Annotated in this window: 19 protein-coding genes and 1 tRNA gene; 7 read left to right on the forward strand and 13 right to left on the reverse strand. The window is 62.7% G+C overall.

The window, feature by feature from the left end; genetic code table 11:
- Positions 1 to 9: 9 nt before the first annotated feature.
- The 6 genes from trpS to D1227_RS04060 form a co-directional block, all read right to left on the reverse strand.
- Positions 10 to 1,050, reverse strand: a complete 1,041-nt coding sequence (gene trpS, locus D1227_RS04035; RefSeq protein ID WP_119403866.1) for a tryptophan--tRNA ligase — start codon at positions 1,048 to 1,050, stop codon at positions 10 to 12.
- A gap of 50 nt (positions 1,051 to 1,100) precedes the next feature.
- The gene (gene murJ / locus D1227_RS04040; RefSeq protein ID WP_119403867.1) at positions 1,101 to 2,654 is read right to left on the reverse strand and encodes a murein biosynthesis integral membrane protein MurJ; all 1,554 of its coding nucleotides are present in this window, start codon (positions 2,652 to 2,654) and stop codon (positions 1,101 to 1,103) included.
- A gap of 31 nt (positions 2,655 to 2,685) precedes the next feature.
- A complete protein-coding gene (locus tag D1227_RS04045) occupies positions 2,686 to 5,511 on the reverse strand; it encodes a [protein-PII] uridylyltransferase (RefSeq protein ID WP_119403868.1) in 2,826 nt (941 codons plus the stop codon).
- A gap of 55 nt (positions 5,512 to 5,566) precedes the next feature.
- Positions 5,567 to 6,376, reverse strand: a complete 810-nt coding sequence (locus D1227_RS04050; protein ID WP_119403869.1) for an inositol monophosphatase family protein — start codon at positions 6,374 to 6,376, stop codon at positions 5,567 to 5,569.
- 44 nt (positions 6,377 to 6,420) lie between these two features.
- Complete coding sequence (locus D1227_RS04055; protein ID WP_119375947.1) at positions 6,421 to 6,813, reverse strand: helix-turn-helix domain-containing protein; 393 nt, start codon at positions 6,811 to 6,813, stop codon at positions 6,421 to 6,423.
- A gap of 265 nt (positions 6,814 to 7,078) precedes the next feature.
- On the reverse strand, positions 7,079 to 7,966 hold the full coding sequence (locus D1227_RS04060; protein ID WP_119403870.1) for an N-formylglutamate amidohydrolase: 888 nt from the start codon (positions 7,964 to 7,966) through the stop codon (positions 7,079 to 7,081).
- A gap of 121 nt (positions 7,967 to 8,087) precedes the next feature.
- Between D1227_RS04060 and cpdR the strand changes: the two genes are divergently transcribed.
- The 4 genes from cpdR to D1227_RS04080 all read left to right on the forward strand — a co-directional run bounded on the left by cpdR (position 8,088) and on the right by D1227_RS04080 (position 10,713).
- Positions 8,088 to 8,447, forward strand: coding sequence for a cell cycle two-component system response regulator CpdR (gene cpdR, locus D1227_RS04065; RefSeq protein WP_119375949.1), 360 nt, complete (start codon positions 8,088 to 8,090; stop codon positions 8,445 to 8,447).
- 67 nt (positions 8,448 to 8,514) lie between these two features.
- Positions 8,515 to 8,589 (forward strand) — tRNA-Val (locus tag D1227_RS04070).
- Between the two features lie 235 nt (positions 8,590 to 8,824).
- The gene (locus D1227_RS04075) at positions 8,825 to 10,303 is read left to right on the forward strand and encodes a hypothetical protein (RefSeq protein WP_147373255.1); all 1,479 of its coding nucleotides are present in this window, start codon (positions 8,825 to 8,827) and stop codon (positions 10,301 to 10,303) included.
- The gene (locus D1227_RS04080; RefSeq protein ID WP_119403872.1) at positions 10,291 to 10,713 is read left to right on the forward strand and encodes a DCC1-like thiol-disulfide oxidoreductase family protein; all 423 of its coding nucleotides are present in this window, start codon (positions 10,291 to 10,293) and stop codon (positions 10,711 to 10,713) included. The genes D1227_RS04075 and D1227_RS04080 overlap by 13 nt, the downstream gene beginning before the upstream one ends.
- 34 nt (positions 10,714 to 10,747) lie before the next feature.
- Here the strand turns inward: D1227_RS04080 and D1227_RS04085 are convergent, their stop codons facing one another.
- From D1227_RS04085 to D1227_RS04095, 3 genes are read right to left on the reverse strand one after another with little or no spacing between them, the layout of a single operon-like run.
- Positions 10,748 to 11,770, reverse strand: coding sequence for a threonine aldolase family protein (locus tag D1227_RS04085; protein ID WP_119403873.1), 1,023 nt, complete (start codon positions 11,768 to 11,770; stop codon positions 10,748 to 10,750).
- Entirely contained in the window at positions 11,770 to 12,534 is a 765-nt protein-coding gene (locus D1227_RS04090; RefSeq protein ID WP_233349605.1) for an SDR family oxidoreductase, read from the reverse strand. The genes D1227_RS04085 and D1227_RS04090 overlap by 1 nt, the downstream gene beginning before the upstream one ends.
- Positions 12,527 to 13,516, reverse strand: a complete 990-nt coding sequence (locus tag D1227_RS04095) for a calcium/sodium antiporter (protein ID WP_119403874.1) — start codon at positions 13,514 to 13,516, stop codon at positions 12,527 to 12,529. Before D1227_RS04095 ends, D1227_RS04090 begins: the two co-directional genes overlap by 8 nt.
- Positions 13,517 to 13,705: 189 nt before the next feature.
- On the opposite strand from D1227_RS04095, the gene D1227_RS04100 reads away from it, so the two are divergent.
- Positions 13,706 to 14,164, forward strand: coding sequence for an NUDIX domain-containing protein (locus tag D1227_RS04100; RefSeq protein WP_119404038.1), 459 nt, complete (start codon positions 13,706 to 13,708; stop codon positions 14,162 to 14,164).
- A 2-nt stretch (positions 14,165 to 14,166) separates the two neighbouring features.
- Here D1227_RS04100 and D1227_RS04105 read toward each other — a convergent pair whose 3' ends face one another.
- From D1227_RS04105 to D1227_RS04120, 4 genes are all read right to left on the reverse strand, one after another.
- Positions 14,167 to 14,832, reverse strand: a complete 666-nt coding sequence (locus D1227_RS04105) for a DsbA family protein (RefSeq protein WP_119403875.1) — start codon at positions 14,830 to 14,832, stop codon at positions 14,167 to 14,169.
- A 115-nt stretch (positions 14,833 to 14,947) separates the two neighbouring features.
- Positions 14,948 to 15,556: a CDP-alcohol phosphatidyltransferase family protein gene (locus D1227_RS04110; RefSeq protein ID WP_119403876.1), complete on the reverse strand. Its 609-nt coding sequence runs from the start codon at positions 15,554 to 15,556 to the stop codon at positions 14,948 to 14,950.
- 6 nt (positions 15,557 to 15,562) lie between these two features.
- Entirely contained in the window at positions 15,563 to 17,452 is a 1,890-nt protein-coding gene (uvrC, locus tag D1227_RS04115; RefSeq protein WP_119403877.1) for an excinuclease ABC subunit UvrC, read from the reverse strand.
- 53 nt (positions 17,453 to 17,505) lie between these two features.
- Positions 17,506 to 17,817, reverse strand: a complete 312-nt coding sequence (locus D1227_RS04120) for a hypothetical protein (protein ID WP_119375958.1) — start codon at positions 17,815 to 17,817, stop codon at positions 17,506 to 17,508.
- A 189-nt stretch (positions 17,818 to 18,006) separates the two neighbouring features.
- On the opposite strand from D1227_RS04120, the gene D1227_RS04125 reads away from it, so the two are divergent.
- Both D1227_RS04125 and D1227_RS04130 read left to right on the forward strand, forming a co-directional pair.
- Complete coding sequence (locus D1227_RS04125; RefSeq protein WP_119404039.1) at positions 18,007 to 19,218, forward strand: pyridoxal phosphate-dependent aminotransferase; 1,212 nt, start codon at positions 18,007 to 18,009, stop codon at positions 19,216 to 19,218.
- Between the two features lie 130 nt (positions 19,219 to 19,348).
- Positions 19,349 to 19,813 carry a Dps family protein gene (locus tag D1227_RS04130; protein ID WP_119403878.1) on the forward strand — a complete coding sequence of 155 codons (465 nt, stop codon included), beginning with the start codon at positions 19,349 to 19,351 and terminating at the stop codon, positions 19,811 to 19,813.
- Positions 19,814 to 19,819: the final 6 nt, after the last annotated feature.

Raw genomic sequence — 19,819 nt, forward strand, 5'->3', positions numbered from 1 at the left:
CTCACGAGCTTATGGCCGCCAGAAGCCGACGATCTGCCGCACCTCATCCATGATCGGCTCGGCAATCGCATTGGCCTTCTCCGCACCCTTGCGCAGGGCCGCATCGATCTCGCCGGGATTGTCCATGAGCTCGCGCATGCGGGCCGTGATCGGCGACAGGTGATCGACCGCAAGCTCCGCCAGCGCCGGCTTGAACGTGCCAAAACCCTTGCCACCATATTCGGCCAGCACCTGCTCGTCACTCATATTGGCCAGCGCGCCGTAGATGCCGACGAGGTTGGCGACTTCCGGGCGGCCCTCGAGACCTTCGACATCGCTCGGCATGTCGCCCAGCGTATCGGTCTTGGACTTCTTTATCTTGCGCGCGATCGTGTCGGCATCGTCAATCAGGTTGATCCGCGAATTCTCCGCCGGATCGGATTTCGACATCTTCTTGGTGCCGTCCTTGAGGCTCATGATCCGCGCGCCGGGACCTTCGATCAGGGCTTCAGGCAGCGGGAAGAAATCGGGGGCGTCAAAGTCCCGGTTAAAACGGTCGGCAATGTTGCGCGACAGCTCGAGGTGCTGCTTCTGGTCCTCGCCGACAGGCACATGGGTCGCCTTGTAGGCAAGGATATCGGCCGCCTGCAGGACAGGATAGTTGAACAGGCCGACGGATGCGCGCTCGGCATCCTTGCCCGACTTCTCTTTGAACTGGATCATTTTTTCGAGCCAGCCCATGCGCGCGACGCTGTCGAAGACCCAGGTCAGTTCGGTATGCGCGCGCACGGATGACTGTACGAAAAGTACTGATTTTTCCGGATCGACGCCGCTGGCCATCATGGCGGCCGCGATCTGGCGCGTCTGGTTTGCAAGCGCCTTTGTGTCGTACGGCATGGTGATGGCGTGCAGGTCGACGACGCAGTAAACACACTCCCAGCCAGCATCCTGAAGCCTGGCGAATTTCTTCAGGGCACCGAGATAATTCCCCAGATGGAGGTTCCCGGTGGGCTGGATGCCGGAAAAGACCCGCTGGGGCCCGGCATAGGTCGAGGTCTGTTCGTCAGTCATGCGCGGGCCAATAGCGCAAGCGCTCCGATACGCCTAGCCCCCGATTGCGCTCAGCCCTTTCGGGCGGGTTTCAGCTCGCTTGGCCGGATGGCGCCGAAGACGAGCGCGAAGACGCCATAGGCGAACAGGCCGGCAAAGCCGATCACGACGGCGGCGAGGAATTTCGAGTCCAGCGTATAGCTCGCAATGAGGTCGGTCCGGGCCGCGAGATACCAGAGCAGGGCAGCGAGCGCGGCCGATGCCGCCAGTACCGATGCCAGCCGGCGGATGAGCTGCGCCCCCGGCGCATACCAGCTGCGCCGCCCGAGGCCGAGGAAGAGCAAGCCGGCATTTACCCAGGCCGCCGTGCTGGTCGCGATGGCAAGGCCCGGAAAGCCATCCATGCCCTGGGACTTGAGGAAGAAGAAAAGGCTCGCCCCGAGCACGGTGTTCACGCCCACCGAGACAAGCGAATAGGCCATGGGCGTCTTCGTGTCCTCGCGGGCGAAAAAGCCGGGTGCGAGCACCTTGATCAGGACAAAGGCCGGCACGCCCCAACCAAAGTGGAAAAGCGCGCGGGCGGTCTGGTGCGCGTCGGCGGAGGTGAAATCCCCACGCGTGAAGAAGCTGTCGACGAAGAGGAAGGGGGCGGCCATCAGCGCGGCAGCCGCCGGCACGGTCAGCGCCATGGCGAGGCCGACGCCATTGTCCATCACCGACTGGCTCTGGACCTGGTCGTCCGAGCGCGCCGCGCGCGACAGGCGCGGCAGGATGGCAAGCCCGACCGCGACGCCGACCAGTCCAAGCGGGAGCTGATACAGCCGGTCGGCGGAATAGAGCCATGTCTTCGCCCCGGTCTCGAAACTGGCGAGCGCCTGGCTGACGAGAATGTTGATCTGCATGCCGGAGGCCGCGATCGTGCCGGGCACCGCCAGCGCAGCGACCCGTTTCACGCCGGGGGTCAGCTTCGGAAAGCCAAGCCGCAGCCGGATCTTCTGGCGCGAGACGCCATACCAGAGCAGGGCGACCTGCAGGAGGCCGGCCACCGAAACAGCGACCGCCAGCGAGCGTGCCACTTCGTAGTTATTGCCGCCGATAAAGGCGCCAATGAGAAGGGAAAAATTCAGCAGGGTCGGCGCAGCCGCCGACATGGCGAACCGGCCGCCCGAATTCAGGACACCCGACAAGAGCGCCGCAAGCGCCATGAAGGACAGGTACGGCATGGTGATCTGGGTCAGCAGGATCGCCAGCGGGAAATGCACCGGGTCATTGCGATAGCCGCCATGCAGCAGGATCATGATCCAGGGCATGGCCACCTGCGCAATGACGACAAGAAAAGCCGTCACGGCAAACAGGCCGCGCAGCGTCTCCTCGGCCAGTCTCTTGGCCGCTTCCGGCCCCTCGGCCTCAAGCGTGCGCGAATAGGCCGGTACGAATGCCTGTGCGAAGGCGCCCTCCGCGAAGACGCGCCGGAACAGGTTCGGGAACATCAGCGCCGTGAAGAAAGCGTCGGCAACGGGCCCGGCGCCAAGCTTGGCAAGGATCACCACATCGCGCAGGAATCCGAGAAGCCGGCTGCCAAGCGTCCATGTCGACTGGGTCAGCGTGTTGCGCAGGACACTCATGGACTGGCGGCGTTCCCTGTTCCGAGGCCGATCAGAAACTGTCGGCGGCGTTGGCCTGTTTCAGGCTGCGCGCAGGTGTGCGCGGCGCATCCGGTTCATCGCGCTTGAGTACGGCGAGAAGTTGCTCCTGAAGTGATTCCTTGCGGGCATCGTCATAATTTTCGGGCAGCTGGACATAGAACGCATCGAAGACGCGCTCGCCATAGCTGCCGACATGCGCCGAATGGATGGAGATGTTCTCTTCAGCCAGGACGCCCGCCACATCATGCAACAGGCCGGGACGGTCGCGCCCGGCAATGTCGATGACGGTGTAGTCGGAGGAGACCGAGTCGTCGATCTTGACCTGCGGAATGACGAGGAAAGCCGCTTCGCGCCGTGACGAGCTGTTCGGGATCGCCTTGATCGGTGCGTCACTCGTGAAGACGCGGCGCACTTCTTCTTCCAGCCGCGCCAGACGGCCCGGATCGCCGGCCGCGAAGACCCCGCCCTTGCCGTCCTGCAGGATGAAGACGTCGACGATGAAGCCGGATGGGCCGGTATAGACCTGCGCGGAGACGACGTTTGCGCCTTGTGCGGCGATGGTCCCGGCCAGCTTGGCGAACAGGCCGAGCCGGTCATGGCCGGCGACCAGCAGTGACACCCCGCCGCCATCCTCGCGCACCTTGGCCGAGATGACGGGCGTTTCGCCCTCTGCCAGCTTGCGGGCATGGTCCTCCAGCACATCGACGTCGAAGCCTGTCCAGTAGGACGGGTCCATCTCCTGCATCACTTCAGGGATCTGGCCGACGCGGTTCATCAGGGCTTCGCGATTGACCGTGGCGCGTCCGGCCAGTTCGCGGGCCACGCTGCGCTCGTCCGTGCGTCCGCCGCGCAGGGCCGCTTCGGTATTATGGTAGAGATCTTCCAGCAGCTGACCCTTCCAGGCATTCCAGATGCCGGGGCCGACCGCGCGAATGTCCGCAATCGTCAGGATGTAGAGCAGGCGCAGGCGCTCGACCGATCCGACCAGGGCGGCGAAGCGCACAATCGTGCTCGGATCGGCAATGTCGCGCTTCTGGGCAGTCTCGCTCATTTCGAGGTGGTGGCCGACCAGCCAGGCGATCAGGTCCACCTCCGCATCCGGCAGACCGAGGCGCTTGCCGGCCTGCGTCGAGGTCTTCATGCCCTCGACCTGCTGGTCGCCATGGCCCTTGCCGGTATCGTGCAGCAGCATGGCGAGGTAGAGCACAAGCTTGTTGTCGATTTTCTGGAACAGGCGGTGGGCCAGTTCGAACCCTTCGCCGCCCTTGCGGTCCATCTCGGCAATGTACTCGACCGCGCGGATCGTGTGCTCGTCCACCGTGAAGTGGTGGTACATGTTGAACTGGGTCTGCGCGACAATGCCGCCGAACTCCGGCAGGAACCGGCCGAGCACGTCGGCATCGTTCATCCGCCGCAGGGCAAGGCCGGGATCCGTGCCGTCGACCAGCAGGTTGAGGAAGGCGTCGCGCATCGCCGGATTGAGGCGTGTCTTCGGATTGATCAGCTTCGATTTGCGCGCCGCCATCGTCATCGCGTCGGGATGGATGTCGTAGGCGGTCTCGTCCGCAATCGCGAACAGGCGGATCAGGTTTTCCGGATGCTTGTCGAAGACCTGCACCCCCGTGACATTGATGCGCCCGCCATCGATGACGAACCCCTCCTGGGCGAGCGGCTTTGGCGCTCCGGCGGGAATGAAGCGGCGCCAGCCCTCGGGCTTCTTGATCTGTTCGGCCTCCAGCTTGGCGGCGAGGATGCGTGTCAGGTTGCCAACATCCTTGGCGACGAGGAAATAGTGCTTCATGAAGCGCTCGACGCCGAGCTGGCCGGACCGGTCGCGATAGCCCATGCGGGAGGCGATTTCCGGCTGCATGTCGAAGCTGAGGCGCTCCTCGGCGCGGCCCGTCAGGTAGTGGAGGTGGCAGCGCACCGTCCAGAGGAAGCGGGCGGCGCGGTTGAACACCGTCTCCTCGTGCGAGGTGAACGGACCATTTTCCATCACCTCTTCCAGCGACTCGCCGCCATAGAGGTGCTTGGTGATCCAGAACAGCGTCTGCAGGTCGCGCAGCCCGCCCTTGCCTTCCTTCACATTCGGCTCAACGACATAACGGCTATTGCCCTGCTTGGCATGGCGCGCATCGCGTTCGGCCAGCTTGTCGGCGATGAATTCGGCCTGGTGGCCTTCGATCGCCTGCTCGCGGAATTTCTCTTCGGTTTCGCGGGCGAGGTCCTCGTCGCCGAACAGGAAGCGTGAATCGAGCAGCGAGGTCTTGATCGTCACATCCTGCTTCGACAGGCGGATGCATTCTTCCGGCGTGCGGAAGGCATGACCGACCTTCAGCCCCATGTCCCAGATGGCGTAGAGCATGTATTCGATCACGCTCTCGGCATGGGCGGAGGCCTTGTAGGGCCGGATGAAGAGCAGGTCGATATCGCTCGATGGCGCCAGCACGCCGCGTCCATAACCGCCCGTGGCAAAGACGGCGAGCCGTTCGCCTTCAGTGGGATTGCGGGCCCGGTGGACGTGAACCGTCACATAATCGTACAGCGCATGCAGGACTTCATCCTGCACGGCTGCCAGCAGCCGCGCCGTATCGAGACCGTCAGCCCCCTGCTGCAGGCGTTCCTGCGCAATCATCCGCCCACGGAAGAGGGCGCCGTGCAGGTGGTTCAGCACTTCCTTGCGGGCGGCCTGCTCGTCGCCGAGATTGTCGAGGAAGGTCGTCGTCAGCTTCACCCGCAGGGCGCGGCCGTCGATGATATTGGAAATCTTCCACTTGTTCGGCCAGGCCTTGCTCGGCAGCTTGCGGTGGACGAGGGAATTGCTGGTCTCGGTCATATCGCCCTATGTAGCGCGAATCTCACCGCTGTGACCAGCGAGCATTCAGCCGCGATCAGAGGGCCGACCGGCGCAGGGAGATCAGGGCCTGCTCGAAGAGCGGCTCGCTGGCGGCGCAGGCAATCTGCGAGCCGAGCTTCGCCTCGTTTCCGCGCCAGTCACGGGCAATCCCGCCTGCGCCCCGCACAACCGGGATCAGCGCGGCCACGTCATGGGCCTGCAACCCGGTCTCGCAGACAAGGTCGACCGAGCCGCTGGCAAGGCGCGCATAGGCATAGGCGTCGAGGCCATAGCGCGAGACGCGGGCGGTGTGGCGCAAATGGGTCCAGGCGCCCTGTTCGGCCGGGGTCATGATGAAGGGGTCGGTGGTCGCGATGATGGCGTCGCGAAGGTCGTTGCATTGAGAGACGCGAAGCTGGGTGCGCGCGGTGGCCGTTTCCAGGAATGTGCCCGCGGGCGAGCCGACATAGCGTTCCCCCAAAAAGGGCTGGTCGATCATGCCAAGGACGGGATCGCCCTCCGGGTCGACCAGCGCGATGAGGGTGGTCCAGACGGGCAGTCCGGCAATGAAGGCACGGGTGCCGTCGATCGGGTCGATCAGCCATGTCCAGCCGGACGGGCCTTCATGACGGCCGAATTCCTCGCCATCGATGCCATCATCGGGACGCTCGGCGGCAAGAATGTCGCGGATGGCCTGTTCGGCGGCCTTGTCGGCAAGCGTGACCGGATCGTAGGACGCGCCCCGGCCGCCCTTGTTCTCGGTTGCAACACCCGCGCGGAAGTGGGGCTGAATCGCAGACCAAGCCGCTCGTGCGAGCCGCCTGGCCAGATCAAGTGAGGCTGTTTCGTCGAAACCTGTCTGCATGAAGAGCGGCTTTGGGCCAGCCGCCCGTCAGCGTCAAGACAGCATCAGGCAGCGCCGGAGTCGTTCTGGTCGCTTTCCAGCGCCTTGGCGAGGTCCAGCAGGCGGCGGCGCGGACGCTCACCGAGCCGGTAATAGGCGCGAACCAGTTCCAGCGTTTCCTTCTGGCTCAGAATGTCCCCGTCGAGCCGTTCGGCATCATTGGCCGCGAGCAGGTCGTCGCCCTCCATGCCGTCGAAGAAATACTGAACAGCGACGTTCAGGGCCTTCGCCAGGTCATACAGCCTGGAAGAGGTCATGCGGTTGGCGCCGCACTCATATTTCTGGATTTGTTGAAAACGCACGCCAACCTGGCTTGCGAGTTCCTGCTGCGTTAGTCCCAGCAATCTGCGACGCCGGCGCAATCTCTTGCCTACGTGCAGATCCGTCGTGTCCGTCATGTGCGGCTCCCCTAGCTTCCGGACCCGAGTCCCGGTTTGAACAGTCTGGGGAACGGGGTGAGCAAGCTCCGTGCCGGATGGGTTGTGCCAGCTTGTCGCATGCATTTTTGCAGGGATTGCACATTTCGCACTTGCATTTTGTGCGCCGCACAATATTGTAGGTATCAGCACTGCGGTGCTAACGCCTTCTGGCGTTTCCTCCCTTTACCTTATTGGCCGTGCCGCTTTGGCACGGCCCTTTTTTTATCTGGTCAGGGAATATCGCTCAAGGCCGCAGCCGGATGGCCAGCGCGCAGACCTCTTCGATCAGGGTTTCAAGCTTCTCTTTCAGCCCCTCAGCAGCGGGCAAAAGCTCGACCGATGCCTCATCCATATACAGGCTGCGATTCACCTCGATCTGTAATGCGTGCACGTGTCTCTTGGGTCTGCCATAGAGCCTTGTAGTATAGCCGCCGGCATAGGGTGCGTTGCGGGTGACGCTCATGCCGAGCTTGCGGCAAGTGCGCTCGACAAGGCTGGTCAGCTGGCTTGCGCAACTCGATCCGAACCGGTCTCCGAGAACGATGTCGGGCAGGGAGCGACGCCCTGGTTGACGCGAGGGCATGGAGTGGAGGTCCAGCAGGATAGCGCTACCAAATTGCTGATGCAGCGCAGCAATTTCCTGCTTCAACGTCTGGTGATAAGGCGCGTGAATACCCTCCAGACGTGTGCGTCCATCATCGGTGCTAAGCTTTTTTGCATAAATACTGTCACCTGCTGCCCCGATTTTGGGCATGCAGCCGAGCCCGGCCTGAACCCTTGCGGTCGCCGGCGCCACCGGACCGGGCGGCTCGCCGTCGAACATTTCCGGGTCCAGTTCACGCGGATCGCGGTTGAGGTCGAGATAGGCGCGCGAATAGTTTGCGGTCAGCAGGGTTGCTCCGAGGGCCGGCGCACGGGCGGCCAGCTGGTCGACAAATGCATCTTCTGTCCGGCGCAGGTCGAGCAGCGGAACGCGAAGGTTCTTCAGCAGGCTTTCGGGATAGTGATGGCCGCTGTGCGGCGAAGCGATCAGCAGCGGCGCGTCGATACGCTCGGGCCGCTCCAGCCGGAAAGGCGGGACAGTTCCGGCCGTTTCCTGGCCGGCTCCGGTTTCGCGTTCGACAATGCTCATCGGCGCTGATGGTTGATTATTTCGGATAAAGGTCAAGCTCGGCAGTGATGTTCACGCGTAATTTACCCGAAGCGTGCTCTGTGGAATCATGAGACGTCGCGATATCCGGGGACCGGGGATTATGAGCAAGATACTGCTGGCTGAAGACGATGAAATGATGCGCACCTTCCTGGCTGCGTCTCTCAAGCGGGCCGGGCACGATGTCCAGGACTTCGAGGATGGCGAGACGGCGCTGGCCGCGCTCGAGCGCGAAGTGTTCGATCTCCTGCTGACCGACATCGTGATGCCAGGCATTGACGGGATCGAACTGGCCCGTCGCGGCGCCGAGCTCGATCCGGCCATGAAGATCGTCTTCATTACGGGATTCGCGGCCGTCGCCCTCGCGTCTGGAACGCCGACACCGGCCGGCGCGAAGATCCTGTCCAAGCCCTTCCACCTGCGCGAACTCGTGGAAGAAGTGGACCGCGTCATCGCGGCCTGACATTCACAGCGCTTGCACACTTGACTTCAGTCCGTCTCTGCCCGATTAGGGCCGCTTCCGAACGGATGGGCGGTTAGCTCAGCGGTAGAGCACTACGTTGACATCGTAGGGGTCACTGGTTCGATCCCAGTACCGCCCACCATTTTCTCCCCTTGGCCGACACTTGAGGCAACGTCGCGGAAAAGCCGCTTTCAGACGGGTTCCGCACACGCGTGAGGCGCATTCAAAAGCGCGATTCGCGCTACAGGATGCAAGCGAACGCCGCGGAAAGATTCGTTGACGGCAACCGCGAAAATTAATAAACTGTAAGACGGTGAGACGTGCGGAAAAGCCCGTTCCATCGAGGGACAACATAGCAGATGGGTGGGGACCTAACTGTGACTGACGCTATCAATGCGCCTGGGGCTGGCCATTCTGCCGCCAGGCCGGACTCGCTTACGATCTTTTCGCATGTCTGGGCGGCGCAGAGCCTCGTCCAGCTGGTCTTCTTCAATCACTGGGCCAGCGAAGGCCTTGTGCTCGGCTACATCTTCGCGGCCCTGGCCATTGCCGTCTTCGTCTTTCCGGGCCGGCTCTTCCTGTTCGTGCCGATGGTCATCGCCAGCGTCACCTACTTCGTGTCGCAATGGCCATTCGTGGTGAACCACGTCTTCATCGACACTTTCATGTCGCTGACCATGCTCGCGGCCTTCGCGATGATCGCTTTCCGCTACATGAATTCGCGAGCGCAATTCAGCCGGCAGACGGCAGAGGCCTGGTTCGTGAAGTTTGCACCGGTCTGCGGGGCAATCTTCGCCTTCATGTACCTCTCGATCATCATCTCGAAGCTGAATGAAGGCTTTTTCGACCTCGATATCAGCTGCCTCTCGGGCATGATCGAGGAGGCCCAGTCGAACCGCGCGCTCATTTCCGGGCCGCTGTCCATGTTCAGCGTGGAGTTCTTCTTCTGGTTCTTCATCATTGCCGAGACGGCCCTGCCCATCATGCTCGCTTTCCGGCGCACGCGGCTGGCCGCCTTCTATTTCGGCGTGCCTTTCCACGTCCTGCTGGGCCTGATGGGGCACTGGCCGTTCTCGTCCTTCATGCTGTCGCTCTACGTCCTGGTCGCGATGCCGACCTTCAAGGACTTCCTGCAGGCCCTGTTCGACCGGCTGGATGATGTCCGCGCGAAGATCCTGCCCTGGGCGCCGGGTTCGCTGGTCTTCTCGGCTGCGGCGGCGCTCCTGCTCGCCAGCATCGTCGTGCTGAAGCCGAGCTGGATCTGGCTGATGTGGACGGCGGTAATGTGCACACTGCTGATGCTGGCCGTCTTCTCGGAGCATCTGCGGCATGGTCTTTTCAAAGGCACCGGCGCCACGCCGTTCTGGACGCCGAAACCCGGCCTGCTCTGGGTGGCGCTGGTCCTGGTCGTCATGAACTCCGCCTCGCCCTATATTGGTCTGAAGACGGAGTCGAACGTGGCGATGTACAGCAACATGCGGACCGAGGGCGGGGTGAACAACCATCTCTTCATGCCGGTCGTGCCAATATTCAGCTTCCAGGACGATCTGGTGGAGATCGTGGATGCGAACCACCCGGATATCCAGAAGCTCAAGACCCATCCGGCCCGCTATGGCTTTGTCGGTCAGGAGTTCGATGTCTACATTCCGTACTTCGAGTTCCGCCGTACGGTCAGCAATCTCAAGGCCGATGATCTGGAGATCACCTATATCCGTAATGGTGAGGAGCGCACCTTCCGCAGCGGGGCGAGCGACAATGCCGATACGGACCTCGACAAGCCGCTGCCGCTGCTCGAGGCCAAGCTGGTCCATCTGCGGCCGGTCTTCAAAGGGGAGCTATCCTATTGTCTGCACTAGCGACAGAAGCGGAAACGGAAGCGGCGCCTGCCGCCGCCGGAAACTGGCTGGTTTATGATGGCGACTGCCCCTTCTGCAGCCGCTATGTCCAGCTCCTGCGCATCCGGGAAGCTGTCGGCCCGCTGCGCCTCGTGAATGCGCGCGATGGCGGGGCCGAGGTTGACGAAGTCGAGCGCGAAGGCCTCGACCTCAATGAGGGCATGGTGCTGAAGCTGTCGGGCAAGATGTATCACGGCCATGATTGCGTGCATGCGCTGTCGCTCCTCAGCGCGCCGAAGGGCGTGTTCAGCCGCTTCAATGGCTGGGTCTTCCGCTCACCGAAGCGCGCCGCGCTGATCTATCCTGTCCTGCGCGCGGGCCGCAACGCGTCGCTACGCCTGCTCGGACGCCGCAAGATCGAGGCTGAGTAGCCCGGTTTTACCCAGATCGAAGGTGCCGCGCGCCCTAATCGAAAAGACCAGACAGGGCGTCGATGGTGTCCTGCGGCGTGTTCCAGCTGGTGACGAGGCGATAGCTGCCATCCGGCCAGGGATAGAAGGTGGCGCCCGCATCGCGCATGCGCCGGACAAGGTCATCGTCCAGCCGGGCGAAGACTTCATTGCCGTGAACCGGCTGGGTCAGTTCGGTCGATGGCTTGCGGCACAGCACGTCAGCGACCTGCCGGGCGCGCTGATTGGCGGTCGCGGCAAGGTCCAGCCAAAGGCCATCCTCGAACATGGCGAGCGCCTGTGCGGCGAGGAAGCGCATTTTTGGCGGCATATGGCCTGATCGCTTCGCGCGGGCCTTCAACTCGGCGAATTTCTTTCGGGCGCCACCGAACAGAACAATGATCTCGCAGCCAATGGCGCCGGTCTTGGTCAGGCCAAGGCAGAGCACGTCCACGCCCGCCTTCCAGCTCATCTGGGCCGGCGTTGCCCCGGTATGAACCAGCGCATTGGCGAGCCGGGCGCCGTCGAGGTGCACGTCCATCCCGGTCTCATGGGCGAGCGCGGCGTAGTGGCGAACCGTTTCGGCCGGGTAGGCGGTGCCGTTTTCGGTGAGATTGGTCAGCGACAGGACATGCGCCGGCGTTTCATGCACGAAGTCATGATTGATCCGGGCGAGGGCACTGCGAAGCGCGCCTTCGCCGATCTGGCCCTGCGGACCGCCGAGCAGCTGCAGCTTGCCGCCGCCTGAGAAGAACTCCGGTGCGCCGCGTTCATCGACGGCGATATGCGCCCCGGCATGACAGAGCACCGCCCCGGTTGGCGGGCAGAAACAGGACAGGGCGAGCGCGTTCGATGCGGTCCCCGATGCGCAAAGCCAGAAATCGAAATCCTCGGTCTCCAGCACCTCCGCCAGCACGCCGCGAAGCTCTGTGGTGACCGCGTCATTGCCATAGCTCGCAGCGGGCCCTTCATTGGCTTTTGCCAAAGCGTCAAGCACCGCCGGATGGGCCGGGGCGGCTGTGTCAGACGAGAAATCCATCAGAACTGGGTGTCCGGGGTCTGCCATAAGAGGTGCTGGCCGCCATCGGGGGCGATCATCTGGCCGGTAACGCTGTCGGCCGCGATCAGGTAGCGCATGGCGCGGACGATCTCTTCAGGGCGCGAGCCATCTTCGGTCAGCGTTGCCCGGCGCTCGGCCTCGAACTCGTCTTCGCTCTGGTGCACGCTCTTGAGCGTCGGGCCAGGGCCGATGCCATTCACCCGGATATTGGGGGCAAGCGCCTGCGCGAGCGTCTTCGTCGCCGTGTAGAGCGCCGCCTTTGATAGCGTGTAGGTGAAGAATTGCGGGTTCAGCTTCCAGACGCGCTGGTCGATCAGGTTGATGACCAACCCGTTCTGGTCCTTTGGCAGGGCATTGGCGAAAGCCTGCGTCAGCGCGATGGGCGCGCGCAGGTTTGCGTCGAAATGCAGGTCCCAGGTCTGGCGGTCATGGTCGCGGGCAGTATCGGCCTCGAAGGTCGAAGCGGAATTGACGAGGAGCGTCAGCGGCCCGCCAAGCACTTCAGCGGCAGCCGGGACGATGGCGCGCAGGTCCCTCTCGTCGCTCAGGTCGCCCTGGACGATGGCGGCTGTCCCGCCAGCCGCTTCGATCGCGGCAGCGGTGTCTGTGGCGCCCTTGGCCGATGAGCGGTAGTGCACGGCGACAGACCAGCCATCCTCGCCCAGCGCCTCGGCCAGTGCGCGGCCGATGCGCTTGCCTGCACCCGTAATCAGGGCGCGCCTTGCTGACAGTTCCCTAGCCACCGATCAGACGTTCCACTTCGCCGGTCATGTTCCAGCCATTCACCAGTCCATACAGGTAGATGCAATAGACGAGCGCGATGGCAAGGGCGGCCAGGCGGGTAATCCTGCCGCGCGGCAGCACGAAGAGGCCAAGCGTGATCGCGGCGGCTGCCATGGCCCAGTGATCGAACTGGATGAAGGTCGGCGCCAGATCGATCGGGCCGAAAAAGGAGATGATGGCCCCGGCGCCCAGAAGGTTGAAGATGTTGGAGCCGATGACATTGCCGATGATCACGTCGCCGCGCCGGCGCAGGACGGCGGCAAGTCCGGCGCCGAGTTCCGGCAGGGATGTCCCGATGGCGAGCAGCGTCAGGCCGATTATCTCTTCCGGCACCTCATACTGACGGGCAATCCCGACGCCGCCTTCCACCATCAGGTGTGCGCCGAGCGGCAGGCCAACAATGCCGACGACAAGGCTGACGATCATGGCGAAGGTGCCCTGCGGATCGTCATCCTCCTCCAGGCCGACATCGATGCCCTTTCTGAGGGCGTCGGATGTCCACCACAGCATCAGCACCGAATAGAGGGCGAGGCCGGCCAGAAGGCCGATGCCGAAAAGGGGTGTCAGCGGATAGAAGGCCGTCCAGGCGATCCAGGCCGCGGTCGCGCCCAGCATGATCCAGTAGGAGCGGCGCAGGCCGAACTGGCGCACCGCGATCGGCATGATCAGCGCCGGGGCGGCAAGGACCAGCCAGACATTCGCAATGTTCGAGCCGACGATATTGCCGAGCGCCAGCGATGGATTGCCCTGCAGGGACGCATCCAGTGAGACGACCATTTCCGGCGCAGACGTGCCGAAGCCGACAATCAGTATGCCGGCAACAAGCGGCGAAATGCCGATGCGACGGGCAAGGGATACTGCGCCGTTGACAAGGAAGTCACCGGCCAGGGCGAGAATGACAAGGCCGCCAATGAGTGCAGCTAGAAGTCCAGCTTCAGGCAAATGGCACCTAAGTTCATCCTAGTCCAGACGGCGATAGTCGATCAGGTTAAGCAGACCAAATATGGCGACAGTCACGCCGATTGCGATCACTGCAAACATTCCCGGCTCCCCAGAATTCAAATCATTGCGGCGCTTGATAGACTGTGTTTCAGCCTTTGGCGAGAGCCGATTTCACCGGAGTTGCTTCGCGTGCCCAGGATTCGAACCCGTATTTTCCAGGCCTGGTTCAGGTTTTCACGCCCGATGACGCTGGGCGCGCGCGGCATCGTGGAGAATGAATCGGGTGAGGTCCTGCTGGTTCGCCATACCTATACGCGGGGCCTGTATCTGCCCGGCGGCGGCGTCGAGCGCGGCGAAACGGTGATGCAGGCCCTCCTTCGCGAACTGGCCGAGGAGGCGGGTGTGCAGCCTGACAGCGACCCGGAGATGGTCGGCATTTATTCCAATCACAGGGTGTTCCGGAACGACCATGTCGTCCTGTTCCGCATCCCGGCCGGCGGCTGGCGCGCATGCGAGACCGACTGTGCAGGCGAGATTTCCGAGGCGCTCTGGATCGATCCGCTGTCGCCGCCCGGCGACGCGACGCCGGGTACGAAGCGCCGGCTGGCAGAAGTGTTCGCGGGCGGGCCGAATGACGGCCACTGGTGAGGTCAGTTGTTGCCGCGCTTGTTAAGCCGGCGTGCTTCCCGGACAACCTTTTCCAGATTTTCCATGTCCATGGCCCCGCCAATTGGATAGGAGCCAACCAGCAGGCCGGGCGTCCCGGTGAAGCCAAGCAGGGTCGCCTGCATTTCGTTGCGCTTCAGAAGCGCGCTGATCTCGCTCGAATTCTCGACGAGATCCGTCTGCAGCTGCTCCCAGTCGACGCCGGCTTTCTCGGCGGCTTTCCTTATCTGCGCCTTGCCGATCTTGCCTGACGTCTTCATCAGCGCGTCATTGAAGGCTTCGTACTTGCCCTGGAACTGCGAGGCGATGGCCGCGCGGGCCGCCTGTTCGGAGCCGCCGCCAAAAATCGGCCAGTCGCGATAGACAAGGCGGACCTTCTGATCCTCGGCCAGCATGGTCTGGAGAGTAAGGTACATCTTCTTGCAGTAACCGCACTGATAGTCGGTAAACATCACGATGGTCACGTCGTAGCCATCGGGCGCAATCGTCGGCGCGAGCACGTCGTTCTGGAACGCGTCCATCAGGCGGTCTTCGTCGCTCATGGGTGATTCCGGAGCGGCGGTATCTGAGCTTTCCCGCTCAGCGTGTGCCGGGGCAGCGGCGCCCAGCATGGCGGCCATCAGGATGAAGAGGAAATGCTTCGGTTTCACGGGGCGTGCTCCACAACCACGAAATCAGGATATCCCTTTGGGTAGGAAGAAATACATGGTCCGGCAACGGAGCAACAGCGCCCAAGGCTGCGGCAAACGCAGCGGCCAGCCCGCATCAGCTGCTGGCCTGGACGTAGTCGATGGCGGTGATCACCGACAGGATGGCGGCCACCCAGATGCCGAGCAGTCCCAGTAGCAGCGGCCCGCGCGAAGCGAGCCAGGCAATGGAATAGGGGTCGGCGTCATAGGCAAAATAGCTCGCCGCCATGCTGAACAGGACGAGGCCGATGGCCGTCAACACGATGGCCGTTTTCCACTTCGCCGCTTTCGAGACGTTCAGGCCGGGCGGGTTGCCTAGCGCCTCGCGCATGGCCGTCATCATGAAATCACGCCCGACAATCGCGACGGTCGGCAACATGAGATACCAGGCCCAGTGCTCCAGGTGGGACAGCGCCAGCAGGGAGGACGCGGCGAGCAGCTTGTCGGCAATCGGGTCGAGACGGGCCCCGAAGCTGGACTCTGCATCCAGACGGCGGGCCAGAACGCCATCGAGCCAGTCCGTCGCCGCGGTGATCACGAACAGGGCGAAGGGCAGGAACAGCCAGACGCCATACTCCCGCCCGGCCAGCGCGTCCTTGTGCGTATCGAGGATCGCATAGCCGACAATGATCGCCAGAACGCATCTCAGTACCGTTACGGCGTTCGGCAACCATTTCAGAGACATCGGCGGCTAGCCCCCATTGAAGTGCCCGTAGATCTTTTCGGCGAGCGCGCGATTGATGCCCTCCACGGCTTCCAGATCGACAAGCTTTGCCCGCGATACGCCCTTCGCAGACCCGAAGTGGTGCAGCAAGGCTTTCTTGCGCGTCGGGCCAATCCCTTCGATCTCATCCAGCGGCGAAGTGCGGATATCGGCGGACCGCTTTGAGCGGTGGGTGCCGATGGCCCAGCGGTGGGCTTCGTCGCGCAGGCGCTGAAGATAGTAGAGGACGGGCGTGTCCGGAGGCAGCGTGAAGGGCGCCTTGCCTGGCCGGAAGAATTTCTCGCGCCCGGCATTGCGGTCCGGGCCTTTGGCGATAGAGACCAGCGTGATGTCGTCCGGCCCAAGGCCCAGCTCGTCCAGCGTTTCCAGGGTCGCGCTGAGCTGGCCGAGGCCGCCATCGATCAGGACAAGGTCGGGATAGGTTTCCAGTTCCTGCATGGGCAGGCCGGCCTCATCGGCCTCCTTCAGGAGGCGCTTGAAGCGGCGGCGCATGACTTCCCGCATCATCCCGTAATCATCGCCCGGCTCGAGGGCTGTGTCCTTGATGTTGAACTTCCGGTACTGGCCCTTGATGAAGCCCTCCGGGCCGGCGACCACCATGCCGCCGACGGCGTTTGAGCCCTGGATGTGGCTGTTGTCGTAGACCTCGATGCGTTTCGGCATGTCCTTGAGGTCGAAGGCCTTGGCGAGGTCCTTCAACAGTCTTTGCTGGCTGGCGGTTTCGGAGAGTTTTCGTGACAGGGCCTCGCTGGCATTGCGGCTTGCCTGGGCGACCAGTTCGCGCTTGTCGCCGCGCTGCGGCGTGCGAATCTCGATCTTGCGGCCGGCCTTCAGCTCCAGCGCTTCTGCGATCAGCGTATCCTGGTCGGGCACCTCATTGGTGAGGATCAGCCGGGGCGGCGGGCGCTTGTCGTAGAATTGCACCAGGAAGGCAGAGAGGATCTCCCCGGCTGTCTCTTCCTTTTCATGGCGGGGAAAGTGAATTGTCGCGCCCCAGTTCTGGCCGGCGCGGATGAAGAAGACCTGCACGGCCGACTGGCCGCCCTCCATGGCGATGGCGAAGATGTCTGCCTCTTCGATTCCGTCCGGATTCACGTCCTGCTGAGCGCGCACATGGGCCAGCGCGCGGATGCGGTCGCGCAGGCTGGCGGCGCGTTCGAAGTCCATCGCCTCGGCTGCAGCTTCCATGTCCCTGGCGAGTTCGGCCTGCAGGTCGCCGCTCTTGCCTTTGAGGAAGTCGGTCGCCTGGTTGGCGAGCTGGGTGTATTCCGCCTCGCTGACTTTCCCGACACAAGGGGCCGAGCAGCGCTTGATCTGGTGCAGCATGCACGGCCGGGAGCGGACGGAGAAGACGCTGTCCTCGCAGGTTCTTAAAAGGAACGCTTTCTGCAGCGTATCGAGCGTCCGTGTGACGGCGCCCGCGCTGGCAAAGGGCCCGAAATAGTCGCCGCGATCCTGCTTGGACCCGCGATACTTCAGGATCTGCGGATAGTCGTGGTCGCGCCGGATCAGGATATAGGGAAAGGACTTGTCGTCCCGCAGCAGGATGTTGAAGCGGGGTTTGAGTGATTTGATCAGGCTTGCTTCCAGCAGCAGCGCTTCGGTTTCGGTCTCCGTGACGACGAATTCCATGCGGGCTGTCAGTGCGATCATCGCGGCAATGCGCTGGGTATGGCCGCCAAGGCGCGCATAGTTGGAGACGCGGGCTTTCAGGTTCCGCGCCTTGCCGACATACAGCACCTCATCCTTGGCCCCGAACATGCGGTAGACGCCCGGCTTTGCGGGCAGGCGCTTGAGATTGTCCTTGATGACATCAACGCCCCGTCGGGCAGGCTGTGAGGAGGCAGTGTCCGGCATGGCGTCAATTTAGGCGGTGTCGGCGCTGACGACCAGACGCGTGTCTGCTGATCCTAGTTGAAGACGAAGGACAGGCTGCCTGCGCCGGAGTCCAGCATCCAGCCAAGGCCGAAGGCGAAGATCATGACCGTGAACAGCGATCCGCCGAAATGCTTGCCGCCGCCGGCATCGCTTCGCATGGACATGCGGAAGATCAGCATCAGGAGGAACAGGACCAGCAGGCATCCGATGACGAGCTGTTCGCCGTCGCTTCTGCGGCTGAACCACAGCGCCGCTTCCTGCCACCAATAGCGAATCTCGCCGTCCAGGCGGCGCGCAATCGTCTCAAAGGAAGAGGCTGACAGATGAGTGATGATGCCTGACATGGTTCTGGCAGTCTGATTGCGATGCTTCCTAGCCCCCAAGCCGCGCGCCTTTATGCGCCCGCACCCGCAAACGAACCGTAAAACCGGTGCGTCAATTTTGATTGATTACGCATCAAAATGCACGGATTGACGCCTTGCGTGCCGGGCATGGCGGACCTATTCATGGCGCCGCACAACAAGGAGTTCCCCATGGCAGCCGACATCGAATTGAGCCACGCCGTTCAGCGCGTCCAGCCTTCCGCCACGCTCGCCGTGACGGCCAAGGCTGGCGAAATGAAGCGCGCAGGCATCGATGTCATTGGCCTTGGCGCCGGTGAACCGGATTTCGATACGCCGGACCACATCAAGGAAGCCGCCATCAAGGCCATCCATGACGGCAAGACGAAATATACGCCCGCCGATGGCATCCCGGAGCTGAAAGAGGCGATCTGCGCGAAGTTCAAGCGCGATAACGGGCTCGACTACAAGCCCTCGCAGGTCAACGTCTCGCCGGGCGGCAAGCCGGTTATCTTCAACGCCTTCATGGCGACGCTGAATCCGGGCGATGAAGTCATCGTGCCGGCGCCCTACTGGGTGAGTTATCCGGACATGGCGCGCCTGGCCGGCGGTGACCCGGTCTTCGTGAAGTGTGGTCCGAACTCGAACTACAAGCTTTCGCCAGACGCGCTCGAGCAGGCGATCACGCCGAAGACCAAGTGGCTGGTCCTCAACTCGCCGTCCAACCCCACCGGCGCGGCCTATACCAAGGCCGAACTGCGGGCGCTGGCCGATGTGCTGCTGAAGCATCCCCACGTCTGGATCCTGACAGACGACATGTATGAGCACCTCGTCTACGACAATTTCGACTACTGGACGATCGCGCAGGTCGAGCCGGGCCTTTATGACCGCACGCTCACCATGAATGGCGTGTCCAAAGCCTATGCGATGACTGGCTGGCGGATCGGCTATGCGGCCGGGCCTGAGAAGCTGATCAACACGATGCGCAAGATCATGACGCAATCGACGTCGAACCCGTGCTCGATCAGCCAGTGGGCCAGTGTCGAGGCGCTGAACGGGGACCACAGCTTCCTGGCCGAGCGCAATGAGGTCTTCAAATCACGGCGCGACCTTGTCGTGAAGGCGCTCAATGCCTGCGAGGGCCTCAGCTGCGCGACGCCGGAAGGGGCATTCTATGTCTATCCGAGCTGCGCCGGTGTCATCGGGAAAACCTCGCCGGGCGGCGCGGTCATCAATTCGGACAAGGACTTCGCCTCCGCCCTGCTTGAGGAAGAGAAGGTCGCCGTCGTCTTTGGTGAAGCGTTCGGCCTGTCGCCGGCTTTCCGGATTTCCTATGCGACCTCGACCGAAGCGCTTCAGGAAGCGATGAAGCGGATCGAGCGGTTCTGCGGAAGTTTGAAATAAGGGTGTTCAATCGTTCGAAGTTTAGGTATAGATAAAGTTTATATCTCGACGGCATGTTATCGATTTGGGCAGGCGCCCGGTCATCCCCATCTCATCTGACATCAAACAGTCAAATGTCAGGAGATGATCGATGTCTGTCGATATCGGAATTGAGCAAGAGGATCGCAGTGCATCCATTGAAGCCCTGCGCAATGTCCTCGGCGACACCTATGCGCTGTATTTCAAGACGCATGGTTACCACTGGAATGTGACCGGGCCGCGCTTCAAGGCGCTGCACGAGCTGTTCATGGAGCAGTATACCGAGCTCTGGCAGGCGCTTGACGAGCTGGCCGAGCGTATTCGCGCCCTTGGCGCCTTTGCGCCAATGTCCAGCGAAGAGGTGCTGTCCCATGCCTCGATCAAGCCGGACAATGGCGTCCCGGATGCAGAAGACATGATAAATAACCTCGTGCGCGGGAACGAAACCCTGGCGCAAGTTGCCAAGAAAGGCGTCAAAGTCGCGGAGGCCGGTGACGACACAGTGACGGCCGATCTGCTCACCCAGCGGGCCGCCATCGCCGAGAAGACGGCCTGGATGCTGCGCGCCAGCCTTTAAGGTCCT

Source organism: Henriciella mobilis (assembly GCF_003576315.1).
GTDB lineage: Bacteria > Pseudomonadota > Alphaproteobacteria > Caulobacterales > Hyphomonadaceae > Henriciella > Henriciella mobilis.

Excerpts from the sequence above, each read along its gene's own strand:
- D1227_RS04110 (WP_119403876.1), bottom strand. The coding sequence starts at position 15,556 with ATGTCTCTGAAATGGTTGCCGAACGCCGTAACGGTACTGAGATGCGTT.
- D1227_RS04050 (WP_119403869.1), bottom strand. The coding sequence starts at position 6,376 with ATGCAGACAGGTTTCGACGAAACAGCCTCACTTGATCTGGCCAGGCGG.
- uvrC (WP_119403877.1), bottom strand. The coding sequence starts at position 17,452 with ATGCCGGACACTGCCTCCTCACAGCCTGCCCGACGGGGCGTTGATGTC.
- cpdR (WP_119375949.1), top strand. The coding sequence starts at position 8,088 with ATGAGCAAGATACTGCTGGCTGAAGACGATGAAATGATGCGCACCTTC.
- D1227_RS04045 (WP_119403868.1), bottom strand. The coding sequence starts at position 5,511 with ATGACCGAGACCAGCAATTCCCTCGTCCACCGCAAGCTGCCGAGCAAG.
- D1227_RS04060 (WP_119403870.1), bottom strand. The coding sequence starts at position 7,966 with ATGAGCATTGTCGAACGCGAAACCGGAGCCGGCCAGGAAACGGCCGGA.
- D1227_RS04130 (WP_119403878.1), top strand. The coding sequence starts at position 19,349 with ATGTCTGTCGATATCGGAATTGAGCAAGAGGATCGCAGTGCATCCATT.
- D1227_RS04120 (WP_119375958.1), bottom strand. The coding sequence starts at position 17,817 with ATGTCAGGCATCATCACTCATCTGTCAGCCTCTTCCTTTGAGACGATT.
- trpS (WP_119403866.1), bottom strand. The coding sequence starts at position 1,050 with ATGACTGACGAACAGACCTCGACCTATGCCGGGCCCCAGCGGGTCTTT.
- D1227_RS04085 (WP_119403873.1), bottom strand. The coding sequence starts at position 11,770 with ATGGATTTCTCGTCTGACACAGCCGCCCCGGCCCATCCGGCGGTGCTT.
- D1227_RS04055 (WP_119375947.1), bottom strand. The coding sequence starts at position 6,813 with ATGACGGACACGACGGATCTGCACGTAGGCAAGAGATTGCGCCGGCGT.
- D1227_RS04125 (WP_119404039.1), top strand. The coding sequence starts at position 18,007 with ATGGCAGCCGACATCGAATTGAGCCACGCCGTTCAGCGCGTCCAGCCT.
- murJ (WP_119403867.1), bottom strand. The coding sequence starts at position 2,654 with ATGAGTGTCCTGCGCAACACGCTGACCCAGTCGACATGGACGCTTGGC.